Here is an 18,953-nt window from a genome sequence, read left to right on the forward strand (position 1 = left end):
GTGAGCGAAATACGTTCGGGCTGATAAATCCACACAGCCAATCTCAAACTTTGATAACGAGATGGTGGCCGCTGTCGGTCGATCACCGTCCTCAGAGCCATATCGCGAGAAACGGGACAGTCGACTCGACGGCCACGACCGCGCTCACGAACGCGAGCCACTGGAGGAGCGCCGAGCGTGCGTCGGTCGCCTCCGTCCAGGCGCGCGAGTTCCGATGGGCGACGTACGCCACCGGGACGGCGAACCCGACGAACGCGACCGGGATACCCAGCCAGACGGGGACCGGACCGACCGTCACGTCCACCAGCCCGAGTTCCCGAACCGGGATAAACAGGAGCAGAAAGACCGTCCCGTAGGCGACGCCGCCCGCCATCGACAGGAGCAGGTACCGGGGCCGGATCGCGACGCGCCACGGCGGCGTCTCGTCGTCTGGACCGCCGCCGGTGGCGAGCGCCAGGAACCGACGCACGTCCGGGAGGACGTACATGAGGGGTATCGACGGTACCGCGCCGACCAGTCCGACCGTAGCCGCGAGCCCGAAGAATATCCCCAGCCCCAGCACCGCCAACAGCAGGAGGTACAGGAATATCGCGAGCACTGCACCGATCCCCTCGACCAGTTGCATGTCCGATGGACTCACCGGCGGCTATTCAACGCTCGCCCGCGCCGGACCGCGTGTTCCGCGCCCGGACCGGCTCGGGGTTTCGGCAGGCCTATACCGCCCGAGTCCAAACCGTCTGGCGATGAGCATCGAGACCGACACCGCCGCCGACGTCGACGGCGACCGCGTCGATGAGCTCGCGACGGAGTTCGGCGAAGCGATCGCCGAACTGCCGGTGTACCAGCGATTCGAGGCGGCCAAGGACGCCGTCGAAAACCACGAGGAGGCCCAGGAGGCCATCCAGGAGTTCGAGCAGATCCGCGAGGAGTTCATGCTCGCGCGCCAGACCGGCCAGGCCTCGCAGGAGGACCTCCGCACGGTCCAGCAGAAACAGGAGGAGCTCCACGACATCCCGGTGATGAGCGACTACCTCCAGGCCCAGAACGAACTCGAACTGCGCCTGCAGGAACTCAACGAGGTCGTCTCCGAGGAACTGGCAGTCGACTTCGGCCAGAAGGCCGGCGGTTGCTGCGAGGACTGAGCACCGGCCTCCGACAGAGCGCCGTTTTCCCGTCCCGAACGAGCGCGGAGCGGCGCTACTCGTCGACTTCGGTCTTCACGACGACGGTCGGCCGCGCCGTCAGCCGCACGACCTTGTCGGTGACGCTCCCGAGCAGGCTGCGGTACTCCGCCGGGCGGCGCTTGGTCCCGAGGACGATCACGTCGGCGTCGCTGTCCTCTGCGGTGGCGATGATCGACTCGACCGGGCTCCCGTGGATCAGCGTCTCGACGACGTCGACGCCCGCGTCCTCGGCGGCTTCACGCACCGCCGCGAGCGCTTCTTCCCCTTCCTCTTCGAGGCCGTGCTCCGGCCCCTCCGCCTCGTCGACGTACTCGTCGCCGCTGTAGGCGGTGTACACGTCCTCGTCGACGACGAACAGGGCGTGCAGCGTCGCGTCGTGCGACTGCGCCAGCGAGATCGCGTGCGATTCCGCGTCCCTCGACGCGACGGTACCGTCCGTGGCCAGCAGTATCGTGTCGTACATTCGGGTCCGGCTACGCCGGGTCACGAAATAAAACCGGTGTCGGGTTCCCGACGAGCGAGAGCGGGCCGTCGAACGGCGGACCCGCCGCGTGCCGCTCGGAGACGCCCGGCGAGCACGCGCCGCTACGGTCTTCGAAACACCTTAGCGACAGGGACGGACACTCCCGGGTATGACGGTCGAATCAGACTGGGAGGACTGGCTGCCGCGCGCGGTCGAGTCGGCCTCGCCCGACGGACTGGCGATCTGGTATCTGGGCTGTAACGGGTTCATTCTGAAATCGAGCGGCGGAACGACGGTGTTCGTCGATCCGTACCTGGGCACCGGGGACCCGCCCCGGACCGTGCGGATGATCCCGGTGCCGTTCAACCCCGAGGACATCACGGAGTGCGACGCCGTCTTCGGGACCCACGAGCACGTCGACCACGTCCACGGACCGTCCCAGGCCCCGATCCTCGCCGGCACGGGTGCGGACTACTACACGACCGACAGCGGCCACGAAGTCATCGACGACGAGGGCTGGATGGAGCACTGGAGCGTCGTCGACGACCAACTGCACGAGGTCGCGGAGGGCGACACCGTCGAGGTGGGCGACCTGACGGTCCACGTCGAACCGGCCAACGACCCCGACGCCGACCACCCGGTGTCGTACGTCTTCGAGCACGAGTCCGGGACCTTCTTCCACGGCGGCGACGCGCGACCCGGCGAGTTCGAGGCGGTCGGCGAGCGCTACGACATCGACGCGGCCGCGCTGGCGTTCGGCGCGGTCGGGATGATCGACGACAAGGAGACCGGCGAACCCAAGCGGACGAAGTGGTACAACGACGAGAACATGATCGTCGAGGCCGCCAACGAACTCCAGTTGGACACGCTGTTGCCCACTCACTGGGACATGTGGAAGGGCATGACGACGGAGCCGACGGTGCTACACAACCACGCCAACAGCTTCGAGTATCCCGAGTCCCTATCGGTCGTCGAAATCGGGGACCGCTACGACCTGTAGCGGAATCAGAAGCGGGTGAAAGCGCGGTGATCGGAACCGATAGCCGACGACTGGTCTCGTTACCAGTCGTGAAAAACGGCCATTATCTTAAGGACAGACGTTCGGAAAAAAGGTGTAAATGTTGGCCAGGTACGTACCTTTAATACCGTTGATGAGCGCATACAGTGCATGAGCGATACACAGGCCTACGAGGAGGTCACTGTCGCGTCCGACGGCGTGACGGTGACAAAGCGGTTCGAGGCGGACGAGTTTCCCGTCCCCGCGATCGCGTTCAATCTCCGGTCGCGTCGGACTGGGGCGGTCACCGTCAGACTCGTCGATACGGTCCCCGAGGACGTGGCGGTCGAAGACCTCGGCTTCCATCCGGAGTACGGAAGTGAGTACTGGGACATCAACGAGGACCGAATCGCCTTCGAGAAGGAACTCGACCCGGAGGCCGACTACACGACGGTGTACGGCATCCGCGCGACCGGGACCGACGACGTCGAAAAGTTCCTCACCGAACCCGAAATCGAGAGCGTCGATCCGCCGCTCGACGACGGTGAGGAGGACCTCGTCGGCAGTTCCGACGCGGTTCGCGACGTGATCTCCGGTGACGTGGACAGCGTCCCCGGCCTGGACGAGGATGGCGACGAAGACGAGGACATCGAGACACTGGAGCTCGCGGATCCGAACAACCCGGACGCCGGGGCCGAGTCGAGCGAGGGGGACGGGTCGACGGCCGACGCCGAGGTGGAGACCGGCGCAGTCATCGCGACCATGGCCGAGGAGATCCGCCAGCAGAACGTCTCGGCCGATGACGTAAAACTGCTCAAACGAGCGCTGGACGCCGTCTCCGACGACGATGAGACGGCCGACGACGGCGTCAACGAGGCCCGAATCCAGCGGCTTCAGGCCGATATCGCCGACCTTCGGGCCTACACGGGCGCGCTCGAGGAGTTCCTGGACGAGAACGGGACCGGCGAGGACATGATCGAGGACTTCAGCGAGCGCCTGGAGTCCTTCGAATCGACGCTCGACGACTTCGAAGACGACATTCAGACGGCGAAATCGGCCGCCGCGGAGGCCTCCGAGGAAGTCGACACGCTGGCGACCGACGTGAACGACATCGAGAGCCAGGTGGACGATCTGGAGGGCGAAATCGAGGCCGTCCGCGACGAGATCGGCGAGGGCGAACTCGCCGATCGGGTGGACGAGACGGAGTCGGAGATCGAGGACCTCAAGGAGTGGCGCGAACAGCTCTCCTCGGTCATCGGCGGCGGCGAGTAACCGAACTCGTTTTACCGATCCACCGTCTGTGCCTGCATAATGACGACGACGAGAGTGGCCGTCCCCCGCAAGGGCCGGCCCCTCGAAGCCGTGCTGGAGCGACTCGCCGCGCGCACCGGCGCGACCGAGCTGGCCGACGAGATCATCTCGACGCTTCGCTACGAGAAGGCCATCACCAAAGGGACCCAGGACGCCGACGGCGACGTGTACCATCGCATCGGCGACTACTCCACGCTCGACGACCCTCACGAACCCGAGTTCACGCTGCTGCGCGACGACCGCGAGGGGATGCCGCGCCGCATCGTCTTCGACAGCGTCACCGTCCCGACCGACCACGGCGACGTGCAGCTCGTCGGCCGCGAGGAGCCGTTTCGCGCCCTGCGAACCCACGAGTTCGCGCTCGGGTTCGACAGCGCCGACCTCGTCCTCGAGGAGGTCGTTCAGCTCCGTGACGAGGCGCTGACCAGCATCGACGAGATCAACGACCGCATCGACCCGCTCGACACCGACGTTCGCGTGGTGACCGGCCTCGGCGACACGGTGTACCACACCCTGCTCGGGACGCCGGAGGTCGCGGACTCGCAGGACGGCCCCCTCGACCGCGCGTTCGTCGCGAACTACGAGGGCGAGCTGTGCATCTCGCCGCGCTACGAGCGGCTGGTCGAGGCGGTGCTGGGAACCGGCGCGCTCGACGACATCTGCTTTACCTACCCGAGGAACGGCAGCGAGGAGGAGGCCGACATCGCGGCGACCGGCCTCGGCGTCTACCTCACCGTGACGGGGTCGACAGCGCGCGACCACGGCCTCGAACTCGGCGAGCGGCTGTTCCCCAGCGAGACGGTGCTGCTGGAAAACGCCCACGAGCGGACCGAGACGACCCGGCTCGTCGCCGACCTGTTCGAGGACCCGGAAGAGACGGCGCTGCAGTCCGTCTGAAGAACTGTTAGCTGCTCACAGCCGCCGTCTGCGGACGAGTCGGGTGGCGACCGCGACCGGAACGACCAGCCAGGCGACCAGCGTTGCGGCGACCGCCGGCGTCGAGAGGCCGGCCTGCGCCAGCACGCCGGCGAAGCCGCCGGCGACCACGTCCACCTGCGAGAGCGCGAGCACGCGGAAGCAGTCGACGGGGTTGAGCAGCACCGCCGCGGCGATGGCTCCCGATCCGAGGTCGAACCCGGCGACGGCCCCGAGCGCCGCGAGGTCGTGCAGCAGCGCCACCCACAGCCAGACGGCCAGCGACGCACCGAGCGCGTGGGTCTTGGTTCGCGCGACCGTCGAGAGCAAGACGGCGACGCCGAGCATCGCACAGCCCGTGAGCGCCGCGGCGAGCGCGACGGCCGCGTACGGCCCGACGCTCGCGACGCCGAGGTAGCGGACGAGCAACAGCCCGCCGGGGACGAAGCCGAGCAGCATCGACCCCACCAGGACCGTCGCGCGGCCGAGCGCCGTGCCGACGACGACGCGGCCCGGCGAGACCGGGAGCGCGAGCAGGAGTTCGAGCGAGCCTCGCTCGTCCGCGCCGACGACTGCGTCGTAGCCGACCGCGAGCGCCGCCAGCGGGACGAGGTAGACGCCGAGTTCGGCGATGGTCGCCACGACCGCGTCGAAGCGACCGGGACCGACCGAACTCGCGCCGAACTGGACGACAGCGGCGGTGAAGAAGCCGAACAAGAGCGCGACGCCGAGCGCCCACCGGCTCCGGACCGCCAGGCGGTACTCGCGCCGTGCGATGGTCACGAGACCGCCGTCGGCCAGTCGGGCGAACGCGGACCGTTCGGCGGCGTCCGCGGCGCGGCCGTCGGTCGCGTCCGCGGTCGGGCCGCTCACCTGTTGTTCGGTCCCACCGCCGTCGAGCCTGGCGGCCGGCCCGTCGACGGCGACGCCACCGTCGGGAGCGGCGTCGGTCGCGTGGGTCGGCGCGGTCGACGCTCCGGAGGGCGCGTCGCCAGCGCGGTCGTCGCTCACGCCGGCTCACCTCCCGAGTCGTCGGCGGCGGTGTCCGCGCCCGTCTCAGACGCCCGGTCGTCGCTCGTGCCGACCGCCTCGTGGAACGCGGCCTCCAGCCCGGGCTCCCGGACTTCGAAGCGGTCGATGTCGTAGTCTTCTCCGACCGCCGTCAGGAGGTCGTAGGCAGCGGCCGGCTCGGCCGTGGCCGTCGCGTCGAGGTCGGTGCGGTCGACGGCCAGCGCCGCCGCGTGGTCCCGGAGCGCGGCCGCCGCGCCTTCGGCGTCCGCCTCCCTGTCGAACGAGAGCGACACCGTGACCTCGTCTGCGGCGGCGCGCCGGAGGTCCTCGACCGGCCCGGCCGCGGCGACCCGGCCGTCGGCGACGACGACCGCCTCCTCGCAGAGGCGCTGAATCTCGCCGAGCGCGTGCGAGGAGAAGACGATGGTCACGTCGGTCTTCTCTCCGAGCGACGCCACAACGTCGTGGAACGCGCGGATGCCGTCCGGGTCCAGCCCGGCGGTCGGCTCGTCCAGTATCAGGACTGCCGGCTCGCCGACCAGCGCGGTCCCGAGACCGAGGCGGCGGTTCATCCCGTTCGAGTAGCCGCCGACGCGTCGGTCCGCGGCGTCGGCCAGCCCGACGGTGTGAAGGATCCGCTCGACGTGGCGCTCGCGGCGGTCGGCCGGAACCGACCGCATCCGGGCGTGGAAGCGGAGTATCTCCCTGCCGGTGAGCGCCGGCGGGAAGCCGGCGTGCTCGGGCAGGTAACGGACCCGCTCGCGGACGGTGGTCCCGTCGGCCGGGTCCGCCCCGGCGACGGTCACCGTCCCGGCGTCGGGGCGGTTCAGTCCGACGAGCAGTTTGAACAGGGTCGTCTTCCCCGCGCCGTTCGTGCCGAACACGCCGAGGGTCGTCCCCCGTTCGACGGACAGCGAGAGCCCGTCGAGCGCGCGCACGTCGCCGTAGGATTTCGATACGTCGTCGACGTCAATCACGTTCATAGTACGTCCTCCAGTTGTCGTGGGGCGGTTCGGTGAGCGGGCGGGCGTCGACCACGCCGGGCGAGCGGACGACCGGCACGGACGACTCGGCCAGCCGGACGGCGTCGAACGCCGGACTGCTGGCGAACACCCGCGCCGCGGGCTTCTCGGCGGTCAGTTGCTGGACCGCGCCGGCCGGCCTGTAGCGCGTGTCGCCGACGCCGTCGTCGTCCACGTCGGTCGGGTTCGCCCGGGACCAGTAGTTGCCGACGCTCTCGTTCCAGTGGACCTGGTCGTTCATCACCGCGAGCACCGGCCGGTCGTTCCGGACGAAGCTGTTGTTGTAGACGGTCTCCTCGGTGCTGCCGGCGGAGATGTGGACGCCCACGTCGTTGCCGGCGACGAGGTTCCCGACGACGCGGTTGCTGACGGAGTTGTAGACGAACAGGCCGTTGCCGTTGCCGACGAGGTGGTTGCCCCTGATGTCCGTGTCGTCGATGCTCTTGACGAGGATGCCGTGGCCGGACTGGCCCGTGTTGTTCACCGCGACGTTGTCGGCGACGACGAGGTGCTTCGACACCATCAGCGCGTAGCCGGCGTCGTTGTCGAAGGCGGTGTTGTTCCGCAGGACGCAGTCGTCGGAGTACATGTAGTGGACCCCGTAGCGGAGGTCCCACATCGCGTTCCCCGTGGCGACCACGTCCTTCGCCCAGTTGTAGTAGATGCCGTCGCGGACCGTCGTGATGTCGTTGTTCCGGACGACGCTGTCCTCGGTCTTCCAGATCTGGATGCCGTTGCCGCGGTCGGTCAGGCGCGTGATCTCCGCGCGGCCGACGATGGTGTTGTTCGCGATACGAGCGTCGCTGACACCGTTCAGCCAGATGCCGAACGTCATGTCCGTGACGCGGCTGTCGCGAACGGTGACGCGGCTGGCGTTGACGTAGACCGCGGCGTCGTTCTCCGCGGTGCTGTACCCGCCGTTGCGGACCCAGAGTCCCGCGACGGTCACGCCCGGCGCGTCGACGGTGAGCACGTCTCCCTCCCCGTCGCCGTGGAGCAGCGCCGTGCCGGGGCCGCTCCCCGCGAGCGTGACGTTCGGCGTCGCGACGACGACGGTCTCGTCGAAGCGGCCGTCAAGCCGGACGGTCTCACCGGGGTCGGCCGCGTCGACGGCCGCCTGCACGCTCTCGTACGTCTCGCCGTCGACCGTTGCGACGCCGTCGGCCGACGGGGCACTGAACGACTCGGGATCCGAGACGTCGGGGTCGAACGCGAGGTCGTCGTCGGGTCCGCCGTCGGCGCTCGCTGCGCTCGCAGCGACGACGGAAAAGACCAGTACAGCCGCTATCGCGACGGTGAACGCGCGCTCCAGTCCGTGGGACGTGGGTGTCATCGGTGGTTCGGAACCCTGTCTCCGTCGGTGGTCGTCGTCGGTCGGTGCGAGCCGTCGTCCTCGTCGCGGTCTTGGCCGCCTCGTCGGCGGACTGCGCCGGGCAGGCCCGTGACGCCGTCACGGAGCCGACCCGGTAGCTCGCCGAACGTCACCGCACGGTCGCGGTAGTAGAACGCCGCGGCCAGCAGGGCGACGGCGGCCATCGCCATGTACGCGCCGAGGCCGAATCGCGAGACGCTGGTGATGTTCGCGACCTGATAGCGCCCCCACAACGGCGGCGTGAAGCCGCTGACGCCCATCACCGGGGCGTCGGGGTCGAGCGTGTGCCCGGCCTGCCAGAGCCGGAACTGGATGTCTGCGAGCATGACGGTGAACACGAGCACCGTGCCGGCGAACTGGTAGGTCAGGCCGCGCTTGAGCTTCCCGGCTGTCGGTGCGACGGCGACGAACACCGACAACAGTGAGACGGCGACGAACGCGAACGGCCCCAGCGACCACTCGGGCACGTCGATGGCCCGCTCTTCCACCGGGTAGTTCGGCTCGATGAACACCGGGTCCGGGAAGTAGAACCCGATGTAGTGGTTCAGCCGGGCCATCTCGGTGTAGTCCCCGGTCAGCCGCGGGTAGGCGTACAGATTGACGTGCAGCGTCGTGCTGGGGTACTGCACGGCGTCGACGCTGATGCGCCACATCGGGAACGCGAGCGCCGCGACGAACAGCAGCGCCGCTAGCACGGGGAGGCCCCGCCTGACCTCGCGGAAGTCGTCGAGGGTGGGTCGTTGCATGACTGGACACCTCCGAAGGGGGACGCGGTTACTCCTCCGCCGGTTCGACGATCATCCGACTGCGCATCTCCAGGTGCAGGGCGCTACAGAAGTACGTGCAGTAGATCCAGTACACGCCCGGGTCGTCGGCCGTGAACGTGACCTCGCGGGTGTCCTGGGGAGCCACGGCGTAGTTGATGTCGTGTTCGGGGATGGCGACGCCGTGGATGATGTCCTGGACGCCCTCGATGTTGGTCGTGGACAGCTTCACCTCGTCGCCCGCCTGGACCGTGAAGTCGGGGAGTCCGAACTCCGAGCGCTTGGTCGTCATCTTGACGTGGACGCTGTTCTCGCCCGTGCGCTCGACGCCGGAGTCCTCCTCGGTGATGTAGGTCTGGTCGTAGTCGGCCTTGTCGTAGACCTTCTTCGCGTCGATCTTGTCCTTGTGGGCGAAGACGCAGTCGTGTGGCTCGGGGTAGGCCGGGTGATCGGCGACCAGTTCCATCGACTCCTCGCCCTGCCCGATGTGGATGAGCTGGTCGTTGTCGGGCATGATGGGGCCGACGGGGAGGAACCGGTCTTTCGAGAGCTTGTTGAGGCTGACCAGCCACTCGCCGTCGGGGTCGGTCGTCATCGCTTCGAGCGCCTGGATGTGGCCGGGGTTGTAGTGGACGTCCTGCTTCTCGATGATGGGCTCCTCGGAGCCCTCGTCGGCCTCGACGGCGGCCTGGATGTCCCACTTCGCCACCTGCGAGTCGATGAACAGGGACGTGTAGGCGTGGCCGTTGCCGTCGAAAGTCGTGTGCAGCGGCCCGAGGCCGACCCGCGGACGGCCAGCGACGGCCTCGGCGGGGTCCGACACCTCCGGGAGTTTGTTCAGGTCGAGCATCGTCACCGTCGGGGAGAGCTTCCCGGCGATGAACGCGTAGTCGCCGTTCGGTCCGACCTCGACGCAGTGGGGGCTCTTGGGCGTCGGGACGTACTTCACGATCGGCCGGTCGCCCTGATTGAGCGAACTGCTCTGGGTGCCGTCGACGACGGGGATGCCGTTGACCTCCTCGTACTCCCCGTTCTCGACGGCCTGCTCGATGGCCGGGATGTCGAAGGCCTTGACGTTGTCCCGGTCGTCCCGGGTCATTCCCTGGATGTCCGTGGCCTCCTCGCTGTTGTAACAGGAGGCGATGGCCCACCGGCCCTCCTTGCCCGTGTCGACGATGTCGAGGTTCCCGTCGACTTTCACCTGCCACTGCGTCTCCATCGACTCGGGATCGACGGCGACGAACAGCGACGTGTAGTTGTCCGGGTTCTTCACGTCACGGCCGTCGTTGGGAAGGGGCGCGCGGAACTCGCCGTTACCCAGCACGTACTTCGTGTCGGGCGAGAGGACACAGCAGCCGTGGATGGCCTGCATGTTCGGCACGTCCGTGATGGCGTCCGTCTCGAAGTAGGTGAGGTTCACGCGGGCGATGCGGCCGTTGGCCTTGTCGTTGACGTACAGGTACTCGCCGTCGTAGTCGCCGTCGGTCTCCGAGAGGTTCGGGTGGTGGTTGTCACCCCAGGAGTAGCCGCCGCCCTCCTCCAGCAGCTCTTGCGTGCCGTCCGTGTAGCCGTAGCCCGAGGCGCAGTCGGTGTTGAACACCGGGATGCGGGTGAGTTCGCGCATCGACGGGATGCCGATGACGCGCAGCTCGCCGGAGTGGCCGCCGGACCAGAAGCCGTAGTACTCGTCGTGTTCGCCGGGTTCGACGACGTGGCTCGCGCCGCTGCCGGACGGCGTCGACTGGCTCCCGGAACTGCCGCCACCGCCGCTGAGGGCGGAACAGCCCGCGACCGAGCCCATCGCGCCGGCGGCGACGCCGGCCTTCATGAAGTCGCGCCGGTCGAGCGTGAGGCCGGGGAGGCCCAGCGAGAGGCCGCCGTCGTCTTCGTCTCGCGGTGGCGAGTCCACCTCCGCCAGCACCTCGTCGAGCGTCTGTTCGTACTCGTCCATCACGTCCGTCGGGTCGCGCGGGGATTCTGCGTCGCTCATGATTAGACCACCTTGATCTGGCCGACCATCCCGTTCATCTCGTGGGGGATGCAGTAGTACTCGTACGTGCCCGTCGTCTCGAGGGTCACCTCGTAGCTCTCGCCCTTCGGGATGTTCCCCTTCATGCCGTTGCTGTAGCCGTCCTTCGCGGCCTGCAGCGAGTCGAATCCGCCGGAGGCGAAGTACGACGCTCCGTCGGGAATCTTGTCCTCGTAGGCGGTCACGGTGTGGCCGATACTGCCGACGTTGTCGAACGTGACCGTCGTGCCGGCCTCGACCTGGATCTTCTTCGGTTCGAAGGCCAGCGAATCGGTCATCTCGACCGTGCTCGTCTGGGTCCACTCGGAGCCGCCGCCGCTCGATCCGCCGCCGTCACCACTGGACCCGTCACCTGAACCGTCCCCGGAGGCGGAGCCGTCGGAACCGTCGCCGCCTCCGCTACCGCCGCTCGAACTACCGCCCGACGAACAGCCAGCGATTGCCGTTCCCGTTGCCGTTACGGCCAGCCCTCGGATGAACGTTCTACGTGTTGCCATGGGAGCTCACATTCGGCACTGGTGGACAGACCTGTATATATAGGGGCGCGCGCTCTCACGGGGCTGGAACCCGACCGAAGATGTTCGTCGGGAGATGGTCACTCTGGGCCCATCGCCCACGCCGCGGGGCCGGCGGGCCGCTCAGGACTGTCTGAACGAGGCGGGGAGCGTGGGGATGACGGGCAGACGGGAGGTCGTCAGAAAGAGGCTCTTCTTCGCGGCACCGTTGGTGTACTGTCGCGCGCTCCGGTGAATCGGCGTTCGCCGCCCGCGAATCGTCGTCGCGCCGTCCGCGAGCGCGTCGATGACCGACCGGCTCTCGACGCCATTGGCGGCCACCGACTCAGGGAGGTGAATCTCCGTGTAGGCACGGCCGATATTCCGAATCGAGTGTGCGTCGCTCGCGCCGACCCGCGGGTAGTCGTGGCGGCGCGCGAACGACCCCGCCCGGCGATTCCGGTAGCCGGTGAACAGCATCGAGTTGTACACCTCGACGGCGTCGCAGTCCCGGAGCTTGCGCTTTCGGACCCCGTGTCGGCTCCGCTGGAAGGGGTGCGGGACGATGGCGACGCCCCCGCGTGCGCGGATCTCGTCCACCGTCGAGAGGAACGGCTTTCCGGGCGTCGGTTGCTCGTCGACACCGACGGCGAGGAGGTGGCCGTCCGCGGTCGACACTTCGACGCCGGGGATCCCGAGTAGCCCGTACTCCGGGGCCAGTCGGGCGGCACGGAGCGACTGCTCGATGTCGTCGTGGTCCGTCACGACGACGCCGTCGAGGCCGATATCGCTCGCCTGCTCCAGGATGAGTTCCACCGGTTCACTGCCGTCGTACGACCCCTCGGAGTGGACGTGGGGGTCGATTCTGACGGTGACGGTGTCTTCCATTCACCACCATTCGGTTCCCGGTCGGTGTAAGATTTCCGTTGGTGGCCTCGGGTCAGATATACCAGAACACATAGGATTTCGAGACCGTATATCGTATCGTATATTTTCTGGCGGACTCAGCGACTGTCGACGAAGAGTGACACCGCGCCGCGTGCGAGAACCTGTCAGTCCCCTAGCTGTCGACCGACTCCTGGAGCCGAGCGACGCTGGTCAGTACGGGATGTGTCCATAGCTGATCTTCGTACATGTACGAACAGAAGTCGAGCGTATCGAACCGGTGCACGCTGGAGTGGAGTTCCTCCTGGCGATCGGAGAGTATCGCCGCGACGTTCTCGTGGAACGTCTCGCGGTACCACTCCGGCACGACGGTGCTGTCGAGCGTGTCGAGGAGGGACTGAATCTGCTCCCGGTACGACGAAATCGCGCGCTGTTCCAACTTGACGGCCCGTTCTAACGACTCGCGTTCGTCGATTGCCTGTTCCGTGGCGGCGACGAGCGACCGCTTGATCGGCGGTGAGAAGTGGACGTTAGAGTCTGGGTGAAACACTGCGGCGTAGTCCGGGCCGAACTCGACCGCGACGTTCTCGACCAGCGTCTCGTCGTAGACCGTCTCGAAGTGTTCGACGGAGAGAACCGTCTCGGAGTACGCCTCGCGGAGTCCTTCTATCGGAGCCGTTCCGGCGCTCTCCGAGGGGGAGCCGACGGGGACAGTTCGCTGTTCGACGGGTTCGATACGGTCCAGACGCGTCAAAAAATCGTCGAGAGCTTCGCGCTCCGCCGCCAACTCCGTCTGCTCACGCGCTAAGACGTCGAGGGCCGTCTCCACCGGTTCGAGGATGTGGTCCTGCCACGTGTGCAGAAACCACTGCGTCCCGTCCGGCGCAGGCGTGGTCGACATGCTAGTATATCGCTCGGTAACAACAATAAGTCTTTTAGTTACCCGACAACACCGCCGTCGTCCGGGCATCCATTTATATACAGGCATGCCTCCAAATTGATCGAATCCGCATGTCCGCGCGTTCTCATGTCAGGAGGCATCGAGCGAACGATTCGAAACGGCCAACGGACTTCGGAATCGGGTCCGAAGACAGTATAGAATACCATTAGGGACCAATACGTCGATAAAACAGCCCGATACTAGGGATCGAATTATCAAAACCGCAAATTAGCAGGCAATCTGTGGGCAATAATTGCCACTTCGAACCTCTATTTAATTTTCTGTATTTATTTTAACCCTATTTGAGTTCATATATGGGAATATATCCTATTACGTCTATATCCGTACGCAGTATCCTCACCGAGTGTCCGACTCTCCCATCGTTTTCCGGACGTACTGATCGGGCCGGTGATGTCTCGACGGACGGATGAACACGGTTCGCTTCGAACCCGAACCACATCCGGAATTTTAAGTAACGACAGCGTTTGTACCGGGTAATGACCGGAGAAACGGACGAACGCCACTCGAAGCGACGTATCCAGTCCGTCCTGAAGGCCTGCGAGCTAATCGAGGCCGTCCAGCGGTCGAACGGGGCCACGCTCCGGGAACTCACCGACGCGGTCGACCTCTCGGCGGGGACGGTCCACACCTATCTCGGGACGCTCGTCGAGTGTGGCTTCCTCACGAAGGAGGAGGGGACGTATCAGCTCGGGTTCCGGTTCGTCACGATGGGCGAACACGTGCGAAACGAGACGGACCTGTACGCCGCCGGGCAGGAAGAGGTCGACAAACTGGCCGACAAGTCCGGCGAGTACGTCCATCTCGTCACCGAGAACGACGGCCGCGAGGTGGCGATCTACGAACGCCGGGGCCAGCACGCCGTCGGCAAGGACTACCACCTGAAGCTGCGCGAGTCCCCCCAGCACCTCCACGACAGTGCCTCGGGGAAGGCCATTCTCTCTCGGCTCCCCGAGGAGCGAGTCGGCGAGATCGTCTCCCGCGAGGGACTCGTTCGACAGACGGAGAACACCATCACCGATCGCGACAGGCTCGTGACGGAACTGGAGACGGTCCGAGAGCGGGGGTACGCGGTCAACGACGAGGAAGAGATCAGGGGGCTCCGCGCGGTCGGCGCGCCAGTCGTCGACAGCGACGGGAGCGTCGTCGGCGCGGTCAGCGTCACGGCCCCGACCAGCCGGCTGAAGGGCGAGCGATTCGATCGTGAGATCCCGGAGATGGTGATGGAGGCGGCGAACCTCATCGAAGTCAACCTCGAGATGATGCCGTTCGACCGGACCGCGTGACGACCGTCCGACGACGCGTTCCGGACGCGCTCGCGGGGGCGATTTGACCACTTCAAAGCCGACCGTTCTCCCGACTGACGATTCTCGGGGGTCGGGCGCGCGAGACGCCGTCCCACAGGATAGCATAACAGTCGTACCATCGTTAGTGGCCGGCCGCTCTGGCGACGCGCTCCGGGCCGCTCCGGGACCGAGCTACCGACGGCCGAAGGGTACGAATCGGACTCGGTGACGCCCGTCTCGGGGCGTTTCACGCGGGCGACATCGTCAGTCGGCCGTGGCGTATTTGAGCGACTCAAAATCCGGTCACCGCCGACCAGCATCCGGTTACGCCTCTCGGGCGTTCTCCCCGTTCGGTAGGCGGTTCTCCGTACCACCGCAGAGGTTTGTCTATTTCAACGCTGATCGACCCACGACAATCGACGGTACTTCCCAGGATTGGGCGCTCGACCGGTCAGCTCGTCCGATGTCGCGATCACATCTCATTTGAAATATTCAAACCCCAATCCGATGTCCCCCTCGGCCTGTCACCCGCGGGATCCCAAATGTTTATTTATGATACCGCAATCTGTCGAGACACGTCTCCGCGTCCTCCGAACAGAGGGCTGCGGCCGCCGACAGCGCGTCCGCGCCGACGGCCGTCGGTCCCGAGCGGCACCGCTCGGACCGCGCCGGTGCGGGAGCGACCGTCGGCCACCCGACACCAAACATGAGTCAGCAAACAGAGCCGAACGACGACGCGGTATCACCAGTCGAGACGGCGCTCCACCAGCTCGAACGCGCGGCGGGCCACCTGGACCTGTCCGACGGGATGCTGGAGCAGCTCAGACACCCGACGAAGTCCGTCGAGGTCTCCGTCCCGATCCGCCGGGACGACGGGACGGTCGACGTGTTCAGCGGCTACCGGGTCCAGCACTTCGAGGTCAGGGGACCGTACAAGGGCGGGATGCGCTACCATCCGAGCGTCTCCGCCGAGGAGTGTACGGCCCTCGCGATGCTGATGACCTGGAAGTGCGCCGTGATGGACCTGCCCTTTGGCGGTGCGAAGGGCGGCATCGTCGTCGACCCGGCGACCCTGAGTACGCGAGAGAAAGAGCAGTTGACGCGGCGGTTCGCGGAGGAACTTCGGGAGGTCGTCGGTCCGACGAAGGACATCCCCGCGCCGGACATGGGAACGGACGCACAGACCGTCGCGTGGTTCATGGACGCCTACTCGATGCAGGAGGGCGAGACGGTCCCCGGCGTCGTCACCGGGAAGCCGACCGTCGTCGGCGGGACACAGGGGCGCGAGGAGGCCCCCGGACGGAGCGTCGCCATCATCGCCCGAGAGGCGCTCGACTACCACGACTACGACGTCGACGGCGGCCTCTACGACGAGACCGGCCTCGATGTCTCGTCGGTTCCGGCGGACGGCGCCGAACACGGACGCCTGCGCGATTACGACGCCCCGAGGCGAATCTCCAACGCCGAACTGCTCGAACTCGACGTGGACGTGCTGATCCCCGCGGCCGTCGGGAACGTCTTGACGGCGGACAACGCAGGCAGGGTCCGCGCCGGAATTATCGTCGAAGGGGCCAACGGGCCGACGACGGCGGCCGCCGACAGCGTCTTCGAGGACCGCGCCATCCCAGTCGTTCCCGACATCCTCGCCAACGCGGGTGGCGTCACCGCGAGCTACTTCGAGTGGCTCCAGCACATCAACCGCCGGAGCTGGTCGCGGGAGGCCGTCCACGAGGAACTCGAGTCCGAGATGCTCGACGCGTGGGCGGACGTACGGTCCGCGGTCGAAGAGCGCGGCGTCACGTGGCGGACCGCCGCGTACGTCGTCGCGCTCTCGCGCATCGGTGACGCTTTGAACGCCCGCGGGCTATGGCCCTAACAGCCAATGTCGCTCCAGTCTACGCAGTCGGGTGACGGTAGTCGCACAGCCCCGCCGGTCACGGTCCTCGGCGTCCCGTTCGACCTCGGTGCCGACCGGCACGGGGTCGACATGGGCCCCTCGGCAATCCGGTACGGCGGGCTCTCCGCGGCGCTCGACGCCGCGGGCGTCGACTACGCCGACGCGGGTGACCTGGCCGTGCCGACCCTGCGGACCCGCGCCGACGAGGCGACCGACGAATCGGACGCGAAGCACCTCGACGGCGTCGCCGAGATGACGGAGACGCTGGCCGACCGCGTCGACCGGGCCCTCGGTGAGGGGACCGTCCCGCTCGTGCTGGGTGGCGACCACTCCATCGCGATGGGGACCATGCGCGGCGCGGCGCGGGCGGGCCCCCTCGGCGTCGTCTGGTTCGACGCCCACGGCGACTACAACACGCCGACGAGCTCGCCCAGCGGGAACGTCCACGGGATGCCTCTCGCCGCGGCGCACGGCTACGGCGACTTCGCGGAGATGCCCTGGGCAACGGCGTCGAACGTCGTCGAGGAGAACACCGTCATCGTGGGGGCGCGGAGCCTCGACCGCGACGAACAGGCGGTCCTCAGAGACAGCGACATGTCGGTGTTCACGATGAGCGACATCGACAGCCGCGGCATCGGGCCTGTCGTCGAGGAGGCACTCGACATCGCTACCGACGGCGTCGACGGCGTCCACGTCAGCCTCGACCTCGACTGGCTCGATCCGGAGGACGCCCCGGGCGTAGGCACGCCGGTCCCCGGCGGCGTCACCTACCGCGAGGCCCACACGGCGATGGAACGGGTCGCCGACCGCGACGCGGCCGAGTCCGCGCTGCGCTCGCTCGACGTGGTCGAGGTCAACCCCGTGCTCGACACCCGCAACGAGACCGGCGAGAAGGCGGCCTCGCTCGCCGCGACCGCGCTCGGCAAACAGATACTGTAGCGTCGCTCCTCGACGACCCGGCCGCGCTGATCGACGGACGCCGGCGGGGAACACGGTGATTTATTACTCATGATGTCCTGATTGCTAGCATGGATCGCGATACAGTAGAACCGCGTGTCGACTCCCTGCCAGGCCCGCGAGCGAGCGAGTGGGTCGAGTACCACCACGAGACCGCAGCGCCGAGCACCTACGTCTACGACTTCGTCTGGGACATCACCGAAGACGCCATCGGTCCGTTCTGCACCGACGCCGACGGGAACGTCCTCATGGACTTCACCAGCCACGTCGCCGCCTCGCCGCTCGGGTACAACAACCCCAAGATCATGGACCGGGCCGACGAGTTCGACATGGTCGACCCGCTGAAGATCGCCGGCCAGGACTTCTACGTCAGCACCGGCGGTACGCCCGACGAGACCTCGATGCCCGGGCCGGCTCACCTGATGGACAAGCTAACCGAAATTTCCAGCCAGTACGGCTTCGATACGGTGTTCCTCTCGAACTCCGGCGCGGAGGCCGTCGAGAACGCCATCAAGATCTGCTACGACAACTGCGAGACGCCGAAGTACGGCATCACCTTCGACGGCGCGTTCCACGGCCGCACGCTGGGCGCGCTCTCGCTGAACCGCTCGAAGTCGGTCTACCGCCGGAAGTTCCCCGAGATCAGCGGCATCCACGACGTGGCGTTCTCCGAGGCCGGCGTCGAGCGACTCCGCGAGAAGCTCGACCCGGACACCGGTCACATCCCGCCCGAGGAAGTCGCGTACCTCATCCTCGAACCGATCCAGGGAGAGGGCGGCTACCACGTCCCCAGCCCCGAGTTCCTCTCGGCGGTCGACGACGTGTGCGCGGAACACGACATCCCGATCATCGCCGACGAGATCCAGTCCGGCGTCGGCCGCACCGGCGAGATGTGGGCCGTCGACCACTACGACATCTCCCCTGACGTCATCACCAGCGCGAAGGCGCTCCGCGTGGGCGCGACCGTCTCCCGGTCGGACGTCTTCCCCTCGGAGACGTCGCGGCTCTCCTCGACGTGGGGCGCGGGCGACATCCTCGGCTCGATGCGGGGCGCGCTGACGCTCGCCGCCATCGAGGACCACGACCTGCTCGACAACGCCACCGAGAAGGGGACGTACTTCCTCGACCGCCTCCGAGACCTCTCGGCGGACCGACCGATCGTCGAGGACGCCCGCGGGCTCGGCCTGATGACCGCGCTGGAGTTCGACACGAAGGCCCGCCGCGACGATGTGATGGAGACCGCGCTTCAGCACGGCCTGCTCACGCTCGGCTGCGGTCGGAAGTCGCTGCGTCTCCTCCCGCCGCTCGACGTGACCGAGCGCGAACTGGACCTCGCGCTCGATATCCTCGAGTCGGTGCTGACCGAGGTTTCGAACACCGTGGCGTCGGCCTGAGCGCGACGCTTCAG

General features: G+C 67.1%; 18 protein-coding genes. 8 read left to right on the forward strand and 10 right to left on the reverse strand.

Annotated elements, in window-relative coordinates:
• Positions 1–91: 91 nt before the first annotated feature.
• Entirely contained in the window at positions 92–625 is a 534-nt protein-coding gene (locus GM656_RS17135) for a hypothetical protein (RefSeq protein ID WP_162414915.1), read from the reverse strand.
• Positions 626–743: 118 nt separating this feature from the next.
• Between GM656_RS17135 and GM656_RS17140 the strand changes: the two genes are divergently transcribed.
• Positions 744–1,142 carry a YlbF family regulator gene (locus GM656_RS17140; protein WP_162414916.1) on the forward strand — a complete coding sequence of 133 codons (399 nt, stop codon included), beginning with the start codon at positions 744–746 and terminating at the stop codon, positions 1,140–1,142.
• A 55-nt stretch (positions 1,143–1,197) separates the two neighbouring features.
• Here the strand turns inward: GM656_RS17140 and GM656_RS17145 are convergent, their stop codons facing one another.
• Positions 1,198–1,647: a universal stress protein gene (locus GM656_RS17145; protein ID WP_162414917.1), complete on the reverse strand. Its 450-nt coding sequence runs from the start codon at positions 1,645–1,647 to the stop codon at positions 1,198–1,200.
• Positions 1,648–1,816: 169 nt separating this feature from the next.
• Here GM656_RS17145 and GM656_RS17150 point away from each other — a divergent pair, with 169 nt between their 5' ends.
• From GM656_RS17150 to GM656_RS17160, 3 genes are all read left to right on the forward strand, one after another.
• Positions 1,817–2,647: an MBL fold metallo-hydrolase gene (locus GM656_RS17150; RefSeq protein ID WP_162414918.1), complete on the forward strand. Its 831-nt coding sequence runs from the start codon at positions 1,817–1,819 to the stop codon at positions 2,645–2,647.
• 168 nt (positions 2,648–2,815) lie between these two features.
• The gene (locus tag GM656_RS17155) at positions 2,816–3,916 is read left to right on the forward strand and encodes a hypothetical protein (RefSeq protein WP_162414919.1); all 1,101 of its coding nucleotides are present in this window, start codon (positions 2,816–2,818) and stop codon (positions 3,914–3,916) included.
• Positions 3,917–3,955: 39 nt separating this feature from the next.
• Entirely contained in the window at positions 3,956–4,852 is an 897-nt protein-coding gene (locus GM656_RS17160; protein WP_162414920.1) for a hypothetical protein, read from the forward strand.
• A 15-nt stretch (positions 4,853–4,867) separates the two neighbouring features.
• Here GM656_RS17160 and GM656_RS17165 read toward each other — a convergent pair whose 3' ends face one another.
• From GM656_RS17165 to GM656_RS17200, 8 genes are all read right to left on the reverse strand, one after another.
• Positions 4,868–5,881 carry an ABC transporter permease gene (locus GM656_RS17165; protein WP_162414921.1) on the reverse strand — a complete coding sequence of 338 codons (1,014 nt, stop codon included), beginning with the start codon at positions 5,879–5,881 and terminating at the stop codon, positions 4,868–4,870.
• Complete coding sequence (locus GM656_RS17170) at positions 5,878–6,864, reverse strand: ABC transporter ATP-binding protein (protein WP_162414922.1); 987 nt, start codon at positions 6,862–6,864, stop codon at positions 5,878–5,880. Before GM656_RS17170 ends, GM656_RS17165 begins: the two co-directional genes overlap by 4 nt.
• Complete coding sequence (gene nosD, locus GM656_RS17175) at positions 6,851–8,236, reverse strand: nitrous oxide reductase family maturation protein NosD (protein WP_162414923.1); 1,386 nt, start codon at positions 8,234–8,236, stop codon at positions 6,851–6,853. The genes GM656_RS17170 and nosD overlap by 14 nt, the downstream gene beginning before the upstream one ends.
• Positions 8,233–9,021 (reverse strand): hypothetical protein, encoded by a 789-nt coding sequence (locus GM656_RS17180; RefSeq protein ID WP_162414924.1) that lies wholly within the window; start codon positions 9,019–9,021, stop codon positions 8,233–8,235. The genes nosD and GM656_RS17180 overlap by 4 nt, the downstream gene beginning before the upstream one ends.
• 28 nt (positions 9,022–9,049) lie before the next feature.
• Entirely contained in the window at positions 9,050–11,029 is a 1,980-nt protein-coding gene (gene nosZ, locus GM656_RS17185; RefSeq protein WP_162414925.1) for a TAT-dependent nitrous-oxide reductase, read from the reverse strand.
• A gap of 2 nt (positions 11,030–11,031) precedes the next feature.
• On the reverse strand, positions 11,032–11,565 hold the full coding sequence (locus GM656_RS17190) for a plastocyanin/azurin family copper-binding protein (protein WP_162414926.1): 534 nt from the start codon (positions 11,563–11,565) through the stop codon (positions 11,032–11,034).
• A gap of 141 nt (positions 11,566–11,706) precedes the next feature.
• The gene (locus GM656_RS17195) at positions 11,707–12,450 is read right to left on the reverse strand and encodes a PHP-associated domain-containing protein (protein WP_162414927.1); all 744 of its coding nucleotides are present in this window, start codon (positions 12,448–12,450) and stop codon (positions 11,707–11,709) included.
• A 172-nt stretch (positions 12,451–12,622) separates the two neighbouring features.
• Positions 12,623–13,348, reverse strand: coding sequence for a DUF7260 family protein (locus GM656_RS17200; RefSeq protein ID WP_162414928.1), 726 nt, complete (start codon positions 13,346–13,348; stop codon positions 12,623–12,625).
• Positions 13,349–13,884: 536 nt separating this feature from the next.
• Between GM656_RS17200 and GM656_RS17205 the strand changes: the two genes are divergently transcribed.
• From GM656_RS17205 to GM656_RS17220, 4 genes are all read left to right on the forward strand, one after another.
• Positions 13,885–14,691: an IclR family transcriptional regulator gene (locus tag GM656_RS17205; protein ID WP_162414929.1), complete on the forward strand. Its 807-nt coding sequence runs from the start codon at positions 13,885–13,887 to the stop codon at positions 14,689–14,691.
• A 706-nt stretch (positions 14,692–15,397) separates the two neighbouring features.
• Positions 15,398–16,567 carry a Glu/Leu/Phe/Val family dehydrogenase gene (locus GM656_RS17210; protein ID WP_162414930.1) on the forward strand — a complete coding sequence of 390 codons (1,170 nt, stop codon included), beginning with the start codon at positions 15,398–15,400 and terminating at the stop codon, positions 16,565–16,567.
• A 6-nt stretch (positions 16,568–16,573) separates the two neighbouring features.
• On the forward strand, positions 16,574–17,527 hold the full coding sequence (gene rocF, locus GM656_RS17215) for an arginase (RefSeq protein ID WP_162414931.1): 954 nt from the start codon (positions 16,574–16,576) through the stop codon (positions 17,525–17,527).
• A gap of 89 nt (positions 17,528–17,616) precedes the next feature.
• Positions 17,617–18,939, forward strand: coding sequence for an aminotransferase class III-fold pyridoxal phosphate-dependent enzyme (locus GM656_RS17220; protein ID WP_162414932.1), 1,323 nt, complete (start codon positions 17,617–17,619; stop codon positions 18,937–18,939).
• Positions 18,940–18,953: the final 14 nt, after the last annotated feature.

Origin of the sequence: Haloarcula salina (assembly GCF_010119195.1) — an archaeon.
Lineage (GTDB): Archaea > Halobacteriota > Halobacteria > Halobacteriales > Haloarculaceae > Haloarcula > Haloarcula salina.

Coding starts and splice junctions, on each gene's coding strand:
- GM656_RS17205 (WP_162414929.1), top strand. CDS start 13,885: ATGACCGGAGAAACGGACGAACGCCACTCGAAGCGACGTATCCAGTCC.
- GM656_RS17170 (WP_162414922.1), bottom strand. CDS start 6,864: ATGAACGTGATTGACGTCGACGACGTATCGAAATCCTACGGCGACGTG.
- GM656_RS17145 (WP_162414917.1), bottom strand. CDS start 1,647: ATGTACGACACGATACTGCTGGCCACGGACGGTACCGTCGCGTCGAGG.
- GM656_RS17160 (WP_162414920.1), top strand. CDS start 3,956: ATGACGACGACGAGAGTGGCCGTCCCCCGCAAGGGCCGGCCCCTCGAA.
- GM656_RS17195 (WP_162414927.1), bottom strand. CDS start 12,450: ATGGAAGACACCGTCACCGTCAGAATCGACCCCCACGTCCACTCCGAG.
- GM656_RS17200 (WP_162414928.1), bottom strand. CDS start 13,348: ATGTCGACCACGCCTGCGCCGGACGGGACGCAGTGGTTTCTGCACACG.
- GM656_RS17150 (WP_162414918.1), top strand. CDS start 1,817: ATGACGGTCGAATCAGACTGGGAGGACTGGCTGCCGCGCGCGGTCGAG.
- GM656_RS17190 (WP_162414926.1), bottom strand. CDS start 11,565: ATGGCAACACGTAGAACGTTCATCCGAGGGCTGGCCGTAACGGCAACG.
- GM656_RS17210 (WP_162414930.1), top strand. CDS start 15,398: ATGAGTCAGCAAACAGAGCCGAACGACGACGCGGTATCACCAGTCGAG.
- GM656_RS17140 (WP_162414916.1), top strand. CDS start 744: ATGAGCATCGAGACCGACACCGCCGCCGACGTCGACGGCGACCGCGTC.
- nosD (WP_162414923.1), bottom strand. CDS start 8,236: ATGACACCCACGTCCCACGGACTGGAGCGCGCGTTCACCGTCGCGATA.
- GM656_RS17135 (WP_162414915.1), bottom strand. CDS start 625: ATGCAACTGGTCGAGGGGATCGGTGCAGTGCTCGCGATATTCCTGTAC.
- GM656_RS17155 (WP_162414919.1), top strand. CDS start 2,816: ATGAGCGATACACAGGCCTACGAGGAGGTCACTGTCGCGTCCGACGGC.
- GM656_RS17220 (WP_162414932.1), top strand. CDS start 17,617: ATGGATCGCGATACAGTAGAACCGCGTGTCGACTCCCTGCCAGGCCCG.
- nosZ (WP_162414925.1), bottom strand. CDS start 11,029: ATGAGCGACGCAGAATCCCCGCGCGACCCGACGGACGTGATGGACGAG.
- rocF (WP_162414931.1), top strand. CDS start 16,574: ATGTCGCTCCAGTCTACGCAGTCGGGTGACGGTAGTCGCACAGCCCCG.
- GM656_RS17180 (WP_162414924.1), bottom strand. CDS start 9,021: ATGCAACGACCCACCCTCGACGACTTCCGCGAGGTCAGGCGGGGCCTC.